Genomic DNA, 16,803 nt, shown 5'->3' with positions numbered 1-16,803 from the left:
CGAATGGTATCGACCGGCAATAACGACACGCAAGGGCCATATGTCTTAGTTGCCCTGCAAACCCTCTCCGCTGAATAGCCTAAAAAGATACCGCCCGCAGCCGCCCAAGCCCTACCACATCGCATGTTTCGTAAACTTAAGATATGACGAAGCATCGCTCCACGCTCTATGTCACCTCCCTCGTTGCGGGGGCATTCTTCATGGAGAACCTGGACGGTACGATTATCGCCACGGCACTGCCGCAGATGGCCCTCAGCTTTCACGTAGGCGCCGTCAACCTGAATATTGGTATGACCGCTTATCTGCTGACACTTGCCGTATTTATCCCCATCAGCGGCTGGGTGGCCGACCGCTTCGGCTCGCGCTCAGTTTTCTCTGCGGCGATCCTTACCTTTACGCTTGCCTCCCTCTTCTGCGGTCTCTCGCACACGCTCACCCAGTTCACGCTCATGCGCATTCTCCAGGGCATCGGCGGAGCCATGATGGTTCCGGTCGGCCGTCTGATCGTCCTGCGCAATACACCGAAGGACCAGCTGGCGCAGGCCATCGCCTACATCTCCTGGCCGGGCCTGACCGCGCTCGTCCTCGGCCCTGCCATCGGCGGCTTCATCACCACCTACTGGAGCTGGCACTGGATCTTCTTCCTGAATCTCCCCCTGGGAATCGCGGCGCTCATCCTGACACAGCTCTGGATCGAAAACGTCCGCACCGAGGAGATACACTCCTTCGACTGGATCACCTTCGCGCTCGGCGGGGCAGCCTCTTCAGGCGCGGTCTATGCCATGGAGAAGCTCGGTGGAGAAGGCGTGCACTGGCAAAATCCGGTCTCCATCCTCGTGCTCAGTCTGCTCAGCGGAGCAGCGGCCATCGTCTGCGCTCGTCGCAGGCCAGCGACCTCCTTCATCGATCTCGAATCGATGAAGCTGAAGAGCTACTCTCTCTCCATCTACGGAGCCAGCCTCTTCCGCATCTCCGTCTCCGTGCTTCCCTTCCTGCTGCCGCTCATGTTCCAGATCTCTTTCGGCCTCAGCGCCTTTCGATCGGGACTCTATCTGCTTGCACTCTTCGCCGGCGATCTCAGCATGAAGTCCATCGTCATCCAGCTGCTCCGGCGCTACGGTTTCCGTAAGTTGCTTATCGTCAATGGCCTCATCACTACGGCATCGATGGCCCTCTGCGCGGCACTTAGTCCGTCAACGCCCCCGGCTCTGATCGTCGCCATACTGTTCTCTCACGGGGCATGCCGTTCGCTTGAATTCACCTGCATGACCACGCTTGCCTACTCCGAGATTTCCCCCAGCCGCATGAGCCGGGCCAACGGCTTCCTCAGCGCCATCATGCAGCTCAGCATGGGCATGGGAGTCGCCGTCGGCGCCATCACGCTCCGCATGGTCGCCCACGCACATGGCCACTCTGCTGCGGCACCCCAGCTACGCGACTTCCGCATCGCCATTCTCGTGATTGCTCTGCTGTCGCTCGGTCCGGTCTTCGATGCCCTCGGCCTCTCCCACGATGCAGGAGCAACCACAAGCGGTCATCGCCAGCCCGAAATGGAAGTCAACCCGGTTTAATGCGCGATGATCTCCATAGACCGACAGACACGATACAATTCAACATGTTGATCCGATACCAACCGTATCGATCCTTGCGAAAGTGGCGGAATTGGCAGACGCACCAGACTTAGGATCTGGCGGAGCAATCCGTGGGGGTTCAAGTCCCCCCTTTCGCACCAAATCTTTACCGTTGAAAGCAGACGTATGAGCCAGCCGAAACCCGTAGAGCCTAAGGTTAATCTCACCACCACACCCGACTACCGCGACGGCTACGCCAACAGCGTTCAGGTTCGCATGTCCGTCTGGGACTTCCTGCTCGTCTTCGGCACCCTTAGCCAGGAAAGCCCGGATGAGATCAACATCAAAAATTTCCAGGGCATCTATCTCAGTCCACAGCAGGCGAAAGCCCTGTCGAACGTGCTGAACAGCAATCTCGCCCAGTATGAACAGGCTTTCGGGACCATCGCTCTCGATCAGCAGGTTCCTCAGCCGGGCGGTCCCGTCCACTAATCAATCAAGCCCGACGAACAGCGCGTGATATCCGCATTGAGCCGACGACGAGAACGCGCAAAGGACATCTCACTCGGGATGCTCTATCCGCTATTCTTCGCCGCGGTCTATCTCTCGCACATCACCCTCCTTCGCCTGCCCTACTTCTGGGACGAGGCCGGCTACTACATTCCCGCCGCGTGGGACTTCTTCCGCACCGGCTCCCTCATTCCGCAAACAACGCTCACCAACGCACATCCTCCGCTGCCGTCCATCCTGCTTGCCTCCTGGTGGCATCTCTCCGGCTTCGTCGTTAGCGGAACGCGCACGCTGGTCGTCATGATCGCTGCCGCCGCACTCCTCGCCGTCTTTCGGCTCACGCGGTCGCTGCTCAACACACCCGCCGCCATCGCAGTCACATTGCTCACCGCCACCTATCCCGTCTGGTTCGCGCAGAGCACACTCGCACACGCCGACATCTTCGCCGCCGCATTTACCCTGTGGGGCCTTGCGCTTTACCTTGAGCCCGGAGCCGACAATCAGATCCTCGCCTCCGCACTCTTCTCCTTTGCCGCGTTGTCGAAAGAAACCGCCATCGTTACACCGCTTGCGCTGGCCGTCTACGAAACCACCCTGCTTTATCGCCAATGCGCCAACGCAGCGCAGCGTCGCGCCCATCTTCTCTGGATCGCCTCGCTGCTCTCACCGCTGATCCCGCTCATCGCCTGGTATGCCTATCATCGCCACCAGACTGGCTTCACCTTCGGCAACCCCGAATATCTTCGCTACAACGCGACTGCGAATCTCGGTGTACACCGCATCCTGCTCTCGCTCTGGCATCGCCTCCTCCACCTCACGACGCACATGAACATGTACGTCCCTGCCGCCTGCGCTATCGCCGTCCTCTTCATGCCGGTACGAACCGCGGCGCAGGCCCTCTCGCGCCGTTCGCTCGAAGCCATCGCGACCGTCCTTATCGCCAACTGGATCGCCTTCTCGGTGCTCGGCGGTGCTCTGCTCACGCGCTATCTGCTGCCGATGTATCCCCTCGTCCTCCTGCTCTGCGTCGTCACATGGCAACGCCATCTCAAGCAGTGGTGGACACTCGCCGCGCTCAGCTTTGTGGCCTTCCTCGCAGGCATCTGGATCAACCCGCCCTACGCCTTCGCGCCTGAGGACAACCTCACCTACCGCGACATGATCGTTCTCCACCAGCAGGCCATCTCGGTCATTGCGCATCGTTATCCGCAGGCCATCGTACTCTCCGCCTGGCCCGCCACTGCCGAGATGTCGCGCCCCGAGCTCGGGTACATTCGTAGTCCGCTCAAGACCGTCCAGCTCCAGAACTTCGCTATCGACCAGATCGAAAGCGCAGCCCAGGACCCCGGCGCTTACGACACCGCGCTCCTCTTCTCCACCAAGTGGGAGCCACCCGCCAACCGCATCGACCTCGGACGCGCCAACCGCCAGTCCGATGAGAAGTACTTCGACTTTCACCACGACCTCTCGCCCACCGAAGCCGCCGCTCTGCTCCACGGCGAAATCGTCTGGCAGGCGCGCCGCAAAGGCGAGTGGGCCGCTGTGCTCCGCTTCCCACGCGCCGTCAATGCCTCGCTCATCGCTCCGCAGCAGTAACTACTTCCCTGTCAGAATCTCCTCCAGCGCCTTGCCGTCAATGTTCGTCAACGGCACATTCAGCAACCGTGCAATCGTCGGTGCAACATCGACGTTGTCGAACTCCGCAATCTCGCCCTTCTTCGCAATTCCCGCGCCCGATGCAATGAATATCTCTTTCATCAGCGGCTCCGTGTTGGGGTAGCCATGCGCTCCGCTCTCCTTCGCATCCGAGACAAACTCCCCGTTGCCCACACCGGAAAACGCATAGCCATTCTCCGCATAGATCAAAAGATCGGGAGCCTGGCTGGTCTGCGTCGGCGTCGGCCATCCATCTTTAGCCGCCTCTGCCGGACTCAACACAGCGCGAACTCCGGGCTTGCCCGTAAAGAGGGCCTTTAGCGCAGCCGTCGACTCCGCAGTCGCCTGCTTCTGGTAGATCAGCGCATATCCGCCTTCAGGAATTGCAAAAGCTGTATTGCTGGCCGCCTGTCCCTGCAAGCCTGCCTGCTTAAGCAGCAGATTTGCATCGAGATGATGATGAACGCTCATCTGGCCATGATCGGAGACGATAAGAAACGTCGTATTCGGCAGATCGCCTGCTTCGCGCACAGCCTCAACCACGTCGCGCACCCGGTCATCCAGAAAAGCAATCGTGTTGATGCCCGAGTTATTGCCATAGCCGGTCTGATGCTCAATGCTGTCCAGAGCAAGAAAGTGCAGCAGCATCAGGTCAGGATGGTGCTTCTTAATGATGTCCACTGCCGCAAGCCCATAGACGCGATCGCGCCACGCCTGCGACGGCTTGTTGAAGTGGGCCAGATCGTCCGCAGTCAGCGTGCCCTGCTGCATCAGGTCGTGCTCAATCTCGCCATTCGCATCGCTGTACTCGGTGAACCGCCATGTGATGCCATCTGCCTTCTCAATCGCAACCCAGTCGACCTCCGCAGTCGTCAGCCCGGCTTTATGCGCAGCGTCATACACGGTAGGCACAGCAACCAGCTCCGATTTCGGCGTGTGCGGCTCAATCTTCGGAGCCGTGTCCTGCCTCTGGTTCACAACCAGCCCATTCACCAGCACATGATGTCTGCTCGCATTGACTCCCGAGATCATTGCCGTGTGATTCGGCCATGTCACCGTGGGATTGATCGGACGCATTGCCCTGGCATAAGAGCCTGCCTGCATCAGCGCATGCAGTGTCGGCGCAGGAAGATGCGGGTCCCGAAGACTCTCCGCTCCAAAAGCATCCAGGCTGATCACCACCACCTTATGCCGTATTCCCTGCTGGCCCTCCACATCGTTCGCACATCCCAGTCCAAGAAACAATGCCACACACGCCGCACCCAACCACCTGTACATCCATCCTCCTCAAAACCGGACTCTTTCGTTGAGCAACCTTCAACTCGTCTGGAAGCTTACCAGCGCAAGGCTTCTCTCAGGTAACATGATTCGAAATCTACAGAGGAGCAGCCACCCTTCTATACTCAAGCTGTGCACCAGCTCACTGATCTTCGTTCGGGTCTCTCGCGCCTCTTGCTCCTGCTCGTTCTCTTCTGCGTAGCACTCGCCTCGCACGCAGCTCCCATGCAAAGCGCCGACGCCGCAGGCCCCACCGGCCGCGTCGTGCTGGTCCTTCCCTTCGACAACCGCTCCGGTCAGTCCGACCTCGGCTGGATCGGCGAGTCCTTCCCCGACACCCTCAACCAGCGCCTCAACTCCGCCGGATTCCTCACCATCTCCCGCGACGACCGTCAGTACGCACTCGACCACCTCGGACTTCCCACCGACTTCCGCCCCACCCGCGCCACCACCATCCGTATCGCGCAAACGCTCGACGCCAACTACGTCATCATCGGCAGCTACAACGTCGCCAACGGACGCATCTCTGTCCAGGCCCAGGTTCTCGAAGTCAATAATCTGCGCATGTCCTCGCCTCTCGAAGACTCTAGTGAGCTGACTCGCCTCTTCGACGTACAGAACGCGATCGCCTGGAAGATCGCACGTCAAATCGACCCGCGCTTCAATGTCGCAGAACAGACTTTCCTTGCCGCTCCCGGCCAGGTAAAACTCAGCGCCTTCGAAAACTACATTCGCGGCATCGCCGCCGCCACCCCACAGGAGCGCCTCAAGCGCCTCCAGCTCGCCGTGCAGGAGTCGCCCAGCTACGCCGCCGCGCTGCTCGCACTGGGCAAAGCGCAGTACACCGATCGCGATTACGATCACGCCTCCCAGACTCTCGCGCGCATCCCTGTTGCCGACCGCCGCGCGCTGGAGGCAAACTTCTACCTCGGTCTCGCACGCTTCAACTCCGCCCGCTACGCCGACGCCGAAAAAGCATTCACCTTCGTCGCCGGCCGCCTTCCTCTACCTGAGGTCATCAACAATCAGGCCGTCGCTTCCGCACGCCAGGGCCACAACGCCACAGCGCTCTTCGAGCGGGCCGTCGCTGCCGACCCCAACGACGCCGACTTCCACTACAACCTCGCCGTCTCGCTCTGGCGTCAGGGAAACTTCGCCCGCGCTCAGGACGAGGTCAACCAGGTTCTCCGTCTTCGTCCCAACGACACCGAAGCACCCGAGCTGAAGGCCCTCATCGCCTTCGGACGCCCACCCGCTCCCATTGCACTGCCCGCGTCGAAACCCACCGCCACAACCACCAGTGCAACAAAACCAGCTCCAGCCTCCGGCCCAACCTTCGAGCCTCTCGAACGCATCCGCCGCACTTACTCCGAAGCTTCCTTCCGTCAGGCTGCCTTCCAGCTTGACCAGATGCGCGCCATGCGGATGGCCACACTTTCTGCTGCAGAGCAGGTCTCGCAATATGTTCAGCTCGGACGCGACTATCTCGCCCAGGGCCTTATTCCCGAAGCCGAACAGCAGTTCCAGTCCGCGCTCGCCATCAACACCTCCAGCGCCGAAGCCCGCGCCGGACTCGCCCAGGTACGCGAACAAAGTGGCGATATCGCCGCCGCACGCACCGAAGCCCAGGCCTCCATCCAGCTTCGCCCCAACGCACCCGCCTACCTTGTCCTCGCCCGGCTTGAGCTGCACGACAACCAGACCGCCGCCTCGGCTGCGGACGTCAGCCGGGCTCTCAAAATCGAGCCCACCAACACCGCCGCTCTCGGCATGAAACAGGCACTCGCCGCACGCGGCCAGAGTCTTCCATGAAGCCTCCATCTTCGCAACGCGCCCTGCTCGCCTTGATTGCACTTCTCCTGTGCGTCATCACCGTCCACGCACAAAACGCACCCGTCGCACCCCGCGTTCTCAAGCTCTCCCTCCACGACACCATCCAGCCCATCTCCGCCAGTTATATCGAGCGCGGTATCGATGAGGCTGCGCGCAGCAACGCCTCCGCCGTCCTCATCTCGCTTGGCACGCCCGGCGGCCTCCTCGACTCCACACGTGAGATCGTCCAGGCCATCGAGCGTTCCCGCGTTCCCGTCATCATCTACATCTCACCGACTGGCAGCCGCGCCGGTTCCGCAGGCTTCTTCATCCTCGAAGCCGCCGACGTCGCCGCCATGGCTCCCGGCACGAATGCCGGTGCAGCCCATCCCATCGTCGAAGGACGCCAGCTCGACCCTGTCCTCAAAGAGAAGATCGAAAACGACGCCGCAGCCTTCCTCCGCTCCTACGCCTCGCGCCGCGGACGCAACCTGCAGGCCGCCGAAGACGCCATCCGCAGCTCAAAATCCTACAGCGATCAGGAAGCGCTCAAACTCAACCTCATCGATCTCACCGCATCCAGCGACGACGATCTCCTGCACCAGCTCGATGGCCATCCCATCCATCGCCTCGACGGCTCCGCACAAACGCTGCATCTCGCAGGAGCGGCCATCTCCTTTCTCCAGCCCTCGCTGCGCGAGCGCCTCCTCAGCCGCCTGGCCAACCCTGACCTCGCCGTCTTCGCCCTCGTCATCGGCGTGCTGCTCATCTACCTCGAATTCAACGTCCCGGGCACCATCGTCCCCGGATCGCTCGGCACACTTCTCTTCCTGCTCGCGCTCTTCGGCCTCAATCTTCTTCCCATTCACCACACGGCCGTCTTTCTTCTCTTCGCTGCGCTTGCCCTCATCGTGCTCGAAGCCAAGTTCCCCAGCCACGGCATCCTCGCCCTCGCCGGAACCCTGTCGCTCATCTTCGGGCTTCTGACCCTGGTCGACGGCCCCATCCCCGAGCAGCGCGTTCACACCTCCACGGCTGTCTCTCTCGGCATCGCCTTCGGCATCATCTCCTTCTCGCTGGCTTTTATCGCCCTGCGCGCTCGCCGCAACAAAATCCTCATTGGCCCGCAGGCCATGGTCGGAGCCTCCGCCATCGCCCGCACTTCTCTTTCACCCACCGGCCAGGTCGAAATTCGCGGCGAAATCTGGCAGGCCCGCCTGCTCAATCCCGCTTCCGCCCCTATACCCCCCGGAAGCACTGTCTATGTCCGCGCTATCGAAAACCTCACTCTACTCGTCGAACCCTAAGATATTTCGGTTCTCCGAAAACCCTTCATCCCGGACGGAAAGCGACCCTACAGAGTAGACTGGAAGTACATCATCTCTTGTCGCAAGCCGTTTCTAAGGAGTCTGTTGCTGATGTCGAATGTGTCTCGCCTGCTGCTCGCCCGGAGCTTCGTTCTTTGCCTCTTTGCATCACTCGTTGCCCCGGCAGTCCATGCTCAGGCCACCACCGGCAACTCCACGCTCGATCGCCATCTCTCGCGCCTCGATCTGGGAATTAGTGGCTTCGGCGCCATCACCAAGAGTGTCTCCGGCATAAACGAGCGCGACCATCTCAAAGTCGACCAAAACGCCTCCACCACGGTTGGTGCCCTTGTCACCATCCGCTACACGAAATCTCCCTGGTTAGGCGGCGAGTTCAACTATGGCTACGCTCGCTATACCGAGAACTTTACCAACGCGACCAACGCCAGCATTCCCAACCAGTACATCACTGGCGGCGTACAGACCAACGCCAACGAATACAGCCTCGGCTACGTCGCTCATCCCCCGCGCCTGCTTCTTAGCGCCCATCCCTTTATCGCTGTCGGCGCTGGCTCCACAGCCTTCCGCCCCACAACAGGCGGCGGTCAGAAATTACCGGAGCAGGCACGTATGACCTATTACTACGCCGTGGGTGCCGAGCAGAACGTCTTCAACGATCACTTTGGCCTTCGCATCCAGCTTCGTCAGACATTCTTCAAAGCTCCCGACTTCCAGGCGAACTACCTCAGGATTCAGCAACAAACCTGGACCATCGAACCGGCCGCAGGTTTCTTCCTTCGCTTCTAGCGGATTGAATTTCGTAATGGAATAGAGGGTGCGGCTTCAGGCTGCGCCCTTAGTTTTTGCGCAGCCGCCAGACCGTATCCGGTCCGCGTTCTTCGCTCCGGTCCAGCACCATCGCATCGAAGCGATACCGCACGCGGAACCCCAAAGCAAGATAAAGCTGCACTGCCTGCCTGTTCGCCTCTGTCACCGTCAGCGTAATGGCGGAATACCCCGCGATCATCAGCTGCGCCATCGCATGTTGCAGCAGCAGCCTCCCCAAACCCAGCCCACGAAACGACGGCAGCACGCAGAGCTGTGTAATATGCGCCACATCCGGCGACACACGCGAGCACAACAGCATCCCTGCCAGCGTGCCGGTACGCTTGTCCAGCAACAGCCACGACTGGTCGGCGTCGAAGACACCGCATCCCGGAAAGCGGACAATGTTATGCAGAAACCGCAGTGACCCATGCAGCGAGCAGTACTGATCGTTGATCTGCGCGTCGATATGCCCTGCATACGCCGCATGAATCAGCTCCGCCGCCTGCTGATAATACGTCGTCGACCACGGAATCAACTCAACGCCCGCAGGCAATGTCATCCTCGGCTTCGCGTCTGCGACTCGCCACGGCTCGCGCGCCAGATCGCACTCCATGAAGAGCCGCGCATGTTGCACAAAACCGGCCTCCAGAAAGCTCTCCTGCACCAACGACGAGTCGTACAGCAGAAGCTGCGATTCAATACGTTCAATATGCGGCGAGTGCAGTAGCAGCTCCATCAGCCGCCGCAACAGGGTCTGCGTCACATACAGGCTCTGTTCCACATCGCCTGCCATCGCAAACGCATCGCCCACCACGGCCTTGTGGCCTTCATAAACGCAGAACGTATAGCCGCAGACCTTCCCGCGATCCAGCGCCACAAACCCCGGCAGAATCCGCGAATCCAGATACTGCAGCAGCAGCTCCGTCGAGCCGCGGTAATCCCACCGCAGCCTCTGCTCCCATATCCTCGCCTCAGCCTCCAGCAGGGGCCGCAGCTGACGCGCCGAGAAATGCCTCAGGTCCAGAATCTCGAGTTGGGTCGCAACCGTCACAACTGGAAAATCTCCGCAAGCTCTCCCATCCCGTCCAGGGAGCCTTATCGAAAGAGCTTATCGGAAATTCCTGCTTCGACAAGCACCATTTCCACACACCGGACTCTCACTTATAAGCCGGGCTGCAATGCACCCTCAGGCCGCGCTGCAACCCGATACACTTCCAGCCCCTGCGAGTCATACAGAAACAGCGGCTTATACACTCTTCCCGCCAGATACCGATCTAAGTCAGCGGTATCGCTCGCACGAATCACCAGCAGATGCTCACCCGCCGGAACGCCGTCCGAGTCATAGTGCACCATCGGCTCGTTGCGATAAAACGCCAGCCCGTAATCAATGTCGCGCCTCACCGACTCCACCGCCACAACCTTCACATCCGGAGCCTGCTTCGCCATCTCCTCCGCCAGCGGACGCGCCGAATAGTTCAGATCCAGATCCTTCCCGTGGAACCCCAGCAGAAACACCAGCACAGCCAGGACCGGCAGCAGCGTCGCATTCGCAATCTGCGAAATTCCCCACCGCCGCACAATCCAGAACACCAGCGCCCCAAAGAACACCGCAGCAGCCGCAGCCACCGCCAGCCATGTCGCCGAAGGCACCAGCGTCTCGTACTTCATATGCTGCGGAGCCAGCGTCAGCACAAAGACCAGCAGCGCGCACATCGCCGCATGCGACCACAGCAGCCACCGCGGCAGTCCCTGCCTCCGTATGCGATTCATATAATCTGCCGCCAGAATCGTCAGCGGAGGAATCGATGGCAGGATGTACCCGGGAAGCTTCGATCCTGAAAACGAGAAGAAGACAATCGGAAACAGCGCCCACAGCACCAGGAACTCCGGGAACGCATCGCCCGCGCGCGTATGCCCCAGGTAGCGCGTCGGATTATGCCGCACCTTCCACTCCGCGATCGACACTTCAATCGAATCCAGCAGTGCGCGCAGCGCGATCACCGTCCACGGCATCAGCGCGATCACCAGCACCGCAACGTAGTACCAGAACGGCTGATGGTGCTGATAACGATTCGTCGCAAACCGCTCCAGGTTGTGTTCTTTAAAGAACACCCGGAAGAACGTCGGATTATGATGCTGCACCGCGATAAACCACGGCAGCACCATCGCGAGATACAACGCCACGCCCGGCAGCCAGATCGTCCTGCGCAGCAGCGACCACTCCCGCCTCAGCCCCGCAAACAGCACAATAATGCTCAGCGCCAGAAACGGAGCCACCGGCCCTTTGGCCAGCGTCGCCGCCGCGCCGAAGAAGTACAGGTCGAACAGCCAGAACTTCTTCCCCGTCTCGTACCACGCATACCAGCCCAGCATGCCAATACAGAACGGCGCCGCCAGCTGCATATCCGTCGAAGCGCCTCGCGCAAAGCTCACAATCCCCACGCACGAAGCCGTAATCAGCGCCGCATCCAGGTGACCACCCGGTCTGAACCTCCGCATATGCAGATAGATCAACGCAATCAGCACAAACGCGCCCGAAGACGACGGCAGCCGCGCCGCCCAGTCCGAGACGCCAAACTCCTTGAAGAACCCCATCGCTCGCCAGTAATACAGCGCCGGCTTCTCCAGCCACGGCTTGCCGTACAAAATCGGCGTCACCGTTCCACCCGACAGGCAACGATACGAAGCCTTCAGGTCCTCGATCCGCAGACTCCGCGGAAAGATCTTCGCATTCACCGCATGACATGCCTCCGAGTGCGCCGCCAGCATCTCGCGGGCAATCTGCGCATATCGCGGCTCATCGGCACCTACCAGCCCCAGCTGGTCGCCTCCAAACGCCGGAACCAGGCCATACAGCAGCAGAAACCCGCTCACCAGCGTCAGCAGGATCAACTCACGCGGGGCCATAGCCTCCGGGTGGTTCCACAATCGGTACAACAGACCGTGCGGAGCTTTTTCGGTCCTCACACTAGAACCAGATGATGGATAGCGTTCACTCATTCAGGGCATTGGAAACGGAACCAGATTAACAGAGCCCCGTTCGTAGTTGGCTTAGGATGCGCTCCATGGCAACGGGCAGCGGCCCATCCAGTGTGCATCCGCTGGCATTGCGGTGTCCCCCGCCGCCGAAGCTCTCGGCGATCTGGGCCACATCCACTTTGCCTTTACTGCGTATGCTCAACCGGTATTGGTCCACCGACGGAAGCTCGCGGAGAAAGACTGCGGACTCCACTCCCGCAATGCTGATCAGGTAATTCACCACACCTTCGCAGTCCTCCGCTCCTGCTCCGGCCCGGTCCATATCGTTCGTCGTCACCCAGCTCCACGCCACGGCGCCGTCCATTCGCAGATTCGAGAGGGCCGTTCCCAGCAGGCGAATCTTGCCCTCCGAATTCGAAAAATAGATGTCCCGCGCAATCTGACTCGGACTCGCGCCATGGGCTGCCAGATCGTGCGCCATCGCAAACGTGCCTGCATTGGTGCACGAGTACGTAAACGACCCCGTATCCGACAGAATCGCCGTATACAGGCACGTCGCCATCGCTGGAGTGATCTCCACCCCGGCAGCCTTCGCCAACCGGTACACCAGCTCGGCCACCGCACATGCGGCGTCGTCGATCCAGTTCACCTTGCCGAAATTCCGCCCGCTGGCATGGTGGTCAATATTGATCAGGACCCTGCCCTCCAGGCCCGCAAGTCCCGTGCGCGGAATCCCATCGCACTCCAGCACAATCACGGGAGCTGCAATGTCCGGCTCCACCTCGCCGACATCCGATGCCTGCACGATCCGGTCAACACCCGGCAATGTCTTGTAGATATTGGGAATCTCATCGACCAGAACTACCGTCGCTTCGCGCCCCAGCAGCTCCAGCAATTCGGCCGTAGCCAATACAGAGCCAATCGCGTCCCCGTCAGGACGCTCATGCGAGGTAACCAGAAAGTGGCGATGCGATCGGAAGGCCTCCAGCAAGGCCACGATGGGAGGGTCTACAGTCATGATCCGGAAATCGCCTCGACATTCTGCACGGGCTTCTTTTCCCGCTTATGGATACGGCCCAGCAGCTCGTCCACGCGTCCCGTCATCTTCTCCGACCGGTCGATGGCAAACGTCAGATCAGGAACATGCCGCACCCCCATCCGCTCACGAAGCTGCGAACGAATGTAGGCCCGCGCCGCCATTAACCCGGCAAGCGTCGACTCCTCCTCCTCTTCGTTGCCATGAACAGCAACATAAATACGCGCCGACTTCCCTCCGGGGGCAAGCACCACGTCGGTCACATGGCTTGGCGCAATACGGGGGTCCGACAACTCTCCCTCCAGCATCGCTCCAATCTCTTCGGAGAAAGTGTTGGCAACTCGACTACGGTGGTACGCTCTGGCTCTCTGTTCTGGCATAGGTCTTTTGGTTGGCGAACGGTTGAGAATATCAAAAATCCTTCACCCATCCTAATTGCTGGACTCGGCCAGCACAAAGATGGCCGCAATCTCACTCCTCCCCAGGCGAAAGCACCTCCGCCCAGGAGTCCACAATCTGCGCCCCCAATCCGTTCGCAATCCGGTGCGCCGCCTGGTCGATCTCCCGCAGTTGCCCATTCAAATAACTTGTAGACGAAGAGATGGCCGCAATCCCCAGCGTCGCCCGGTTCCATACCTCCGCGTTGTCCAGCTCTGCAATCGAAAGGTTGAACGCATGGCGCAGGCGCTCCTTCATCGACCGCACCACCTGACGGCGGTCCTTCAACGACTGGGCATGAGGAATCTCGATTTCAAGGGTCAGGCTGGCAATCGGCATAAACAGGATGAAGTCTAACCCCTCGCACCCACGCACCATGCCGAGCGAAATCGAGCATTCCTCATATTCCGCCGGACTGGGCGCAAATCTTGTCAAGCCCCCTTAAATCGTAACCATCACAATCAAAAAGAGATAGAGTTACAAAAATGTGCCGATTGACCTATCCCGATTTGTTATCTTTAAGAAGTAGGCAAAAAGCCCCGCGCATTGCGGGGCTTTTCTCCTTTGGAATCAATATTTTTGGCCTTAACTGATCTGTTTTCAATATTTTGCCCTGTGCAAATCGAGCAAACAACAGAAAGCAAATCACTTACCACCTTTGAGGGGGGAGGGGGGCCTATTCTACGTGATAGTTCGGTGCCTCACGCGTGATGATCACATCATGCACATGGCTCTCTCGTAGCCCAGCTCCGGAGATGCGGATAAACCGTGCATTCTCCTGCAGCTCCCGGATCGACGAGCACCCGAGATAGCCCATTCCCGACCGCAGGCCGCCAACCATCTGGTAAACAACGCCTTCCAGCGGCCCGCGATGCGGCACGCGGCCTTCGATGCCTTCCGGCACGAACTTCGCCAGCCGGTTCGACGAAGCATTCTCGCGAGCAGTCAGGTTCGGCCGCTCGCTCTCCGAGATGTCGTCCTTGCCCTGGAAGTAGCGCTCTCCCGAGCCCTGCGCCATCGCACTCAGCGAGCCCATACCGCGATAGGCCTTGAAGCTGCGGCCCTGGTAAAGAATTGTTTCGCCCGGCGACTCATCGACTCCGGCAAACAGCGAGCCCATCATCACCACGCTCGCGCCCGCGGCAATCGCCTTGGTCACATCGCCCGAGTACTTGATGCCACCGTCCGCGATGATCGGAACGTTGTTCTCCTTACCTGCACGGTAGGCCTCCGAAATCGCCGTAATCTGCGGCATGCCCGCACCCGTCACCATGCGCGTCGTGCAGATCGAGCCCGGCCCGATTCCTACTTTCACCGCATCAGCTCCAGCTTTGATCAGCGCCAATGCGCCATCGTATGTCGCCACATTGCCTGCCAGCAGATCGATCTCCGGAAAGCGGCGCTTCGTCTCGCGCACCGCCTCCAGCACACGCGACGAATGACCATGCGCCGAGTCGATCGCCAGCGCATCCACACGCGCCTTGACCAGTTCCTCCGCACGCTCCAGGAAGTCGCCCGTCGCGCCAATCGCGCCCGCAACCCGAAGTCGTCCCTGCGAGTCCTTCGAAGCGTTCGGATACTTCAACTTCTTCTGAATGTCCTTGACCGTGATCAGGCCCTTCAGCTCGTAGTCGTCGTTGACCACCAGCAGCTTCTCCACCCGATGCTGATGCAGAATCTGCTCCGCCTGTTCGAGCGTCGTTCCCACCGGAACCGTGATCAGGTTGCTCTTCGTCATCACATCCGCAATCGGAATATCCGTCCGCAAGACAAACCGCAGGTCGCGATTGGTCAGGATGCCAACCAGCTTCTTGTTCTTCGTCACCGGAACGCCGGAGATCTTGTAGCGCCGCATCACCTCGAGCGCAGCCGCGATAGGCTGCTCTGGCTCAATCGTCACCGGATCGACGATCATGCCCGACTCCGAACGCTTCACCTTATCGATCTCGCCTGCCTGCTGCTCGATCGTCAGATTCCGGTGCACAACGCCCATACCTCCCTGCTGCGCCATGGCAATCGCCAGCCGCGATTCCGTAACCGTATCCATCGCCGCCGACAGCAGCGGAGTAAACAGGGTGATATTGCGAGTCAGTTGCGTCTGTGTCGAAACCTGGGTAGGAATCACATCGCTGTAAGCAGGTACAAGAAGGACGTCGTCGAAGGTGAGCGCTTCGGGTACAGGGAGTTGAATCATGTCGTTTTATTAATCCCGTGTGAGGGCCTCATAGGAGGCGATAGGCGTTGAAGATTTAATAGTCAATTGTAGGGGAGAATGCTGCATTACAGCAAGGTTCTACCCGTCCCAAAACAGTTGTTCATCAAAGCGCCATCGGCTATTAACATAACTACGCATCTGTAACAGAACTACGTATCTGCACGTCTTTGTTCGACCTCGAAAGTTGACTTCTGTGAATCCTGCCATTGGTTTTGTGCTCCTGACGCACAACAATCCAGACCAGATCCTGTTCCTCTGCGAACAGCTGACGAAGCTTTTCGACAACGCACCCATCGTCATTCATCACGACTTCAGCCAATGCCAAGTGAATGTCGGGCTCTTCCCGAAAAACGTCAGCTTTGTTGAGGATTGGCTTACGACGCAGTGGGGAAGCTGGGGTATTGTTGGGGGCAAGCTTAAAGCCTTACGCCGTCTCTATGCCGATCACAACCCAGACTGGTTTGTTGTTCTAAGCGCGGCGGACTTTCCCATAAAGCCAGCGCAGTCCATCTTGGACGATCTCTACAACGGCGGCTTCGATGCATATCTCTATCATCGGCAAATCGAACGCTGCGACCTGCCGATTCCGCATGAAAAAGGATTTGGAAACGAAAATTTCGTGCACCCGGCCTGGGAACGGCTCGCTTTTGAGCGGTATGTGGCCATCGGCTTTGGCTTCTATAAGCTGGCTACTCGCATGAAGTGGAGAACCAAAGCTTTTTATCTGCGTCAAAGGTTCCTGATCGAGAAACTGACCCCGTTTCATGGCTCTGTTAAATGTTATGCCGGAGACTTCTGGCTGACCGGCAACCGTGCAACCGCGGAAGCATTGATAGCAGACAGCGAGCTGAACCGCAGCCTGATTGCCCACTTTATGCGCCGCCCCGTTCCCGATGAAGGGTTTACGCATACAGTGCTGGGCAATGTCCCGTCTTTGAAAATATCGCCCGACAATAAGCGTTTTACAGACTGGGCCGGTCAGTTCAATCATCCGCGCACTCTGACCGAGGCCGACATTCCGCACCTGCTGTCCTCTTCGTCTCATTTCGCGCGAAAGTTCCAATTCAATCGGGAGATGCTGCTCCGACTCAGCGAGCAACTCTCCCAGACACAACTGGAGTTAGACCGTCAGAGCGCCTGAACTGTACGGCCCCGCTCGCACGGGAGGCGGAT

14 protein-coding genes and 1 tRNA gene are annotated in these 16,803 nt (G+C 59.5%); 8 read left to right on the top strand and 7 right to left on the bottom strand.

Translation table 11 applies throughout. The annotated features are described in order from the left end of the window. Nucleotides 1–143 precede the first annotated feature (143 nt). The 4 genes from KFE13_RS16705 to KFE13_RS16690 all read left to right on the top strand — a co-directional run bounded on the left by KFE13_RS16705 (nt 144) and on the right by KFE13_RS16690 (nt 3,677). Entirely contained in the window at nt 144–1,571 is a 1,428-nt protein-coding gene (locus KFE13_RS16705) for an MFS transporter (protein WP_260704709.1), read from the top strand. A 76-nt stretch (nt 1,572–1,647) separates the two neighbouring features. Next, nucleotides 1,648–1,732, top strand: a tRNA-Leu gene (locus tag KFE13_RS16700). A gap of 25 nt (nt 1,733–1,757) precedes the next feature. Continuing rightward, nucleotides 1,758–2,063, top strand: a complete 306-nt coding sequence (locus tag KFE13_RS16695; RefSeq protein WP_260704707.1) for a DUF3467 domain-containing protein — start codon at nt 1,758–1,760, stop codon at nt 2,061–2,063. A 36-nt stretch (nt 2,064–2,099) separates the two neighbouring features. Continuing rightward, nucleotides 2,100–3,677 (top strand): ArnT family glycosyltransferase, encoded by a 1,578-nt coding sequence (locus KFE13_RS16690; RefSeq protein WP_260704698.1) that lies wholly within the window; start codon nt 2,100–2,102, stop codon nt 3,675–3,677. Here the strand turns inward: KFE13_RS16690 and KFE13_RS16685 are convergent, their stop codons facing one another. After that, complete coding sequence (locus tag KFE13_RS16685; RefSeq protein ID WP_260704696.1) at nt 3,678–5,015, bottom strand: alkaline phosphatase family protein; 1,338 nt, start codon at nt 5,013–5,015, stop codon at nt 3,678–3,680. A gap of 225 nt (nt 5,016–5,240) precedes the next feature. On the opposite strand from KFE13_RS16685, the gene KFE13_RS16680 reads away from it, so the two are divergent. From KFE13_RS16680 to KFE13_RS16670, 3 genes are all read left to right on the top strand, one after another. After that, nucleotides 5,241–6,827, top strand: a complete 1,587-nt coding sequence (locus tag KFE13_RS16680; protein ID WP_260704694.1) for a tetratricopeptide repeat protein — start codon at nt 5,241–5,243, stop codon at nt 6,825–6,827. Then, a complete protein-coding gene (locus KFE13_RS16675; protein WP_260704692.1) occupies nt 6,824–8,134 on the top strand; it encodes an NfeD family protein in 1,311 nt (436 codons plus the stop codon). The genes KFE13_RS16680 and KFE13_RS16675 overlap by 4 nt, the downstream gene beginning before the upstream one ends. Before the next feature lie 111 nt (nt 8,135–8,245). After that, entirely contained in the window at nt 8,246–8,941 is a 696-nt protein-coding gene (locus KFE13_RS16670) for an outer membrane beta-barrel protein (RefSeq protein ID WP_260704690.1), read from the top strand. A gap of 49 nt (nt 8,942–8,990) precedes the next feature. On the opposite strand, the gene KFE13_RS16665 is transcribed toward KFE13_RS16670, so the two are convergent. The 6 genes from KFE13_RS16665 to guaB form a co-directional block, all read right to left on the bottom strand. After that, on the bottom strand, nt 8,991–10,013 hold the full coding sequence (locus tag KFE13_RS16665) for a GNAT family N-acetyltransferase (RefSeq protein WP_260704689.1): 1,023 nt from the start codon (nt 10,011–10,013) through the stop codon (nt 8,991–8,993). A gap of 110 nt (nt 10,014–10,123) precedes the next feature. Continuing rightward, nucleotides 10,124–11,869, bottom strand: a complete 1,746-nt coding sequence (locus tag KFE13_RS16660) for an ArnT family glycosyltransferase (protein WP_313900659.1) — start codon at nt 11,867–11,869, stop codon at nt 10,124–10,126. Nucleotides 11,870–11,987: 118 nt separating this feature from the next. After that, on the bottom strand, nt 11,988–12,959 hold the full coding sequence (locus tag KFE13_RS16655) for a DHH family phosphoesterase (RefSeq protein ID WP_260704687.1): 972 nt from the start codon (nt 12,957–12,959) through the stop codon (nt 11,988–11,990). Then, nucleotides 12,956–13,357 carry a 30S ribosome-binding factor RbfA gene (gene rbfA, locus KFE13_RS16650; RefSeq protein ID WP_260704685.1) on the bottom strand — a complete coding sequence of 134 codons (402 nt, stop codon included), beginning with the start codon at nt 13,355–13,357 and terminating at the stop codon, nt 12,956–12,958. The genes KFE13_RS16655 and rbfA overlap by 4 nt, the downstream gene beginning before the upstream one ends. Nucleotides 13,358–13,448: 91 nt before the next feature. Further along, nucleotides 13,449–13,850 (bottom strand): DUF503 domain-containing protein, encoded by a 402-nt coding sequence (locus KFE13_RS16645; RefSeq protein ID WP_313900658.1) that lies wholly within the window; start codon nt 13,848–13,850, stop codon nt 13,449–13,451. 241 nt (nt 13,851–14,091) lie between these two features. Then, on the bottom strand, nt 14,092–15,609 hold the full coding sequence (gene guaB / locus KFE13_RS16640; protein ID WP_260704683.1) for an IMP dehydrogenase: 1,518 nt from the start codon (nt 15,607–15,609) through the stop codon (nt 14,092–14,094). A 214-nt stretch (nt 15,610–15,823) separates the two neighbouring features. Here guaB and KFE13_RS16635 point away from each other — a divergent pair, with 214 nt between their 5' ends. Continuing rightward, the gene (locus tag KFE13_RS16635) at nt 15,824–16,771 is read left to right on the top strand and encodes a beta-1,6-N-acetylglucosaminyltransferase (protein WP_260704676.1); all 948 of its coding nucleotides are present in this window, start codon (nt 15,824–15,826) and stop codon (nt 16,769–16,771) included. Nucleotides 16,772–16,803: the final 32 nt, after the last annotated feature.

It is taken from the genome of Edaphobacter flagellatus (assembly GCF_025264665.1).
Classification (GTDB): Bacteria; Acidobacteriota; Terriglobia; order Terriglobales; family Acidobacteriaceae; genus Edaphobacter; species Edaphobacter flagellatus.
Note: the sequence above shows the minus strand (reverse complement) of the source record. Positions and strands in the feature narration are given on the sequence as shown.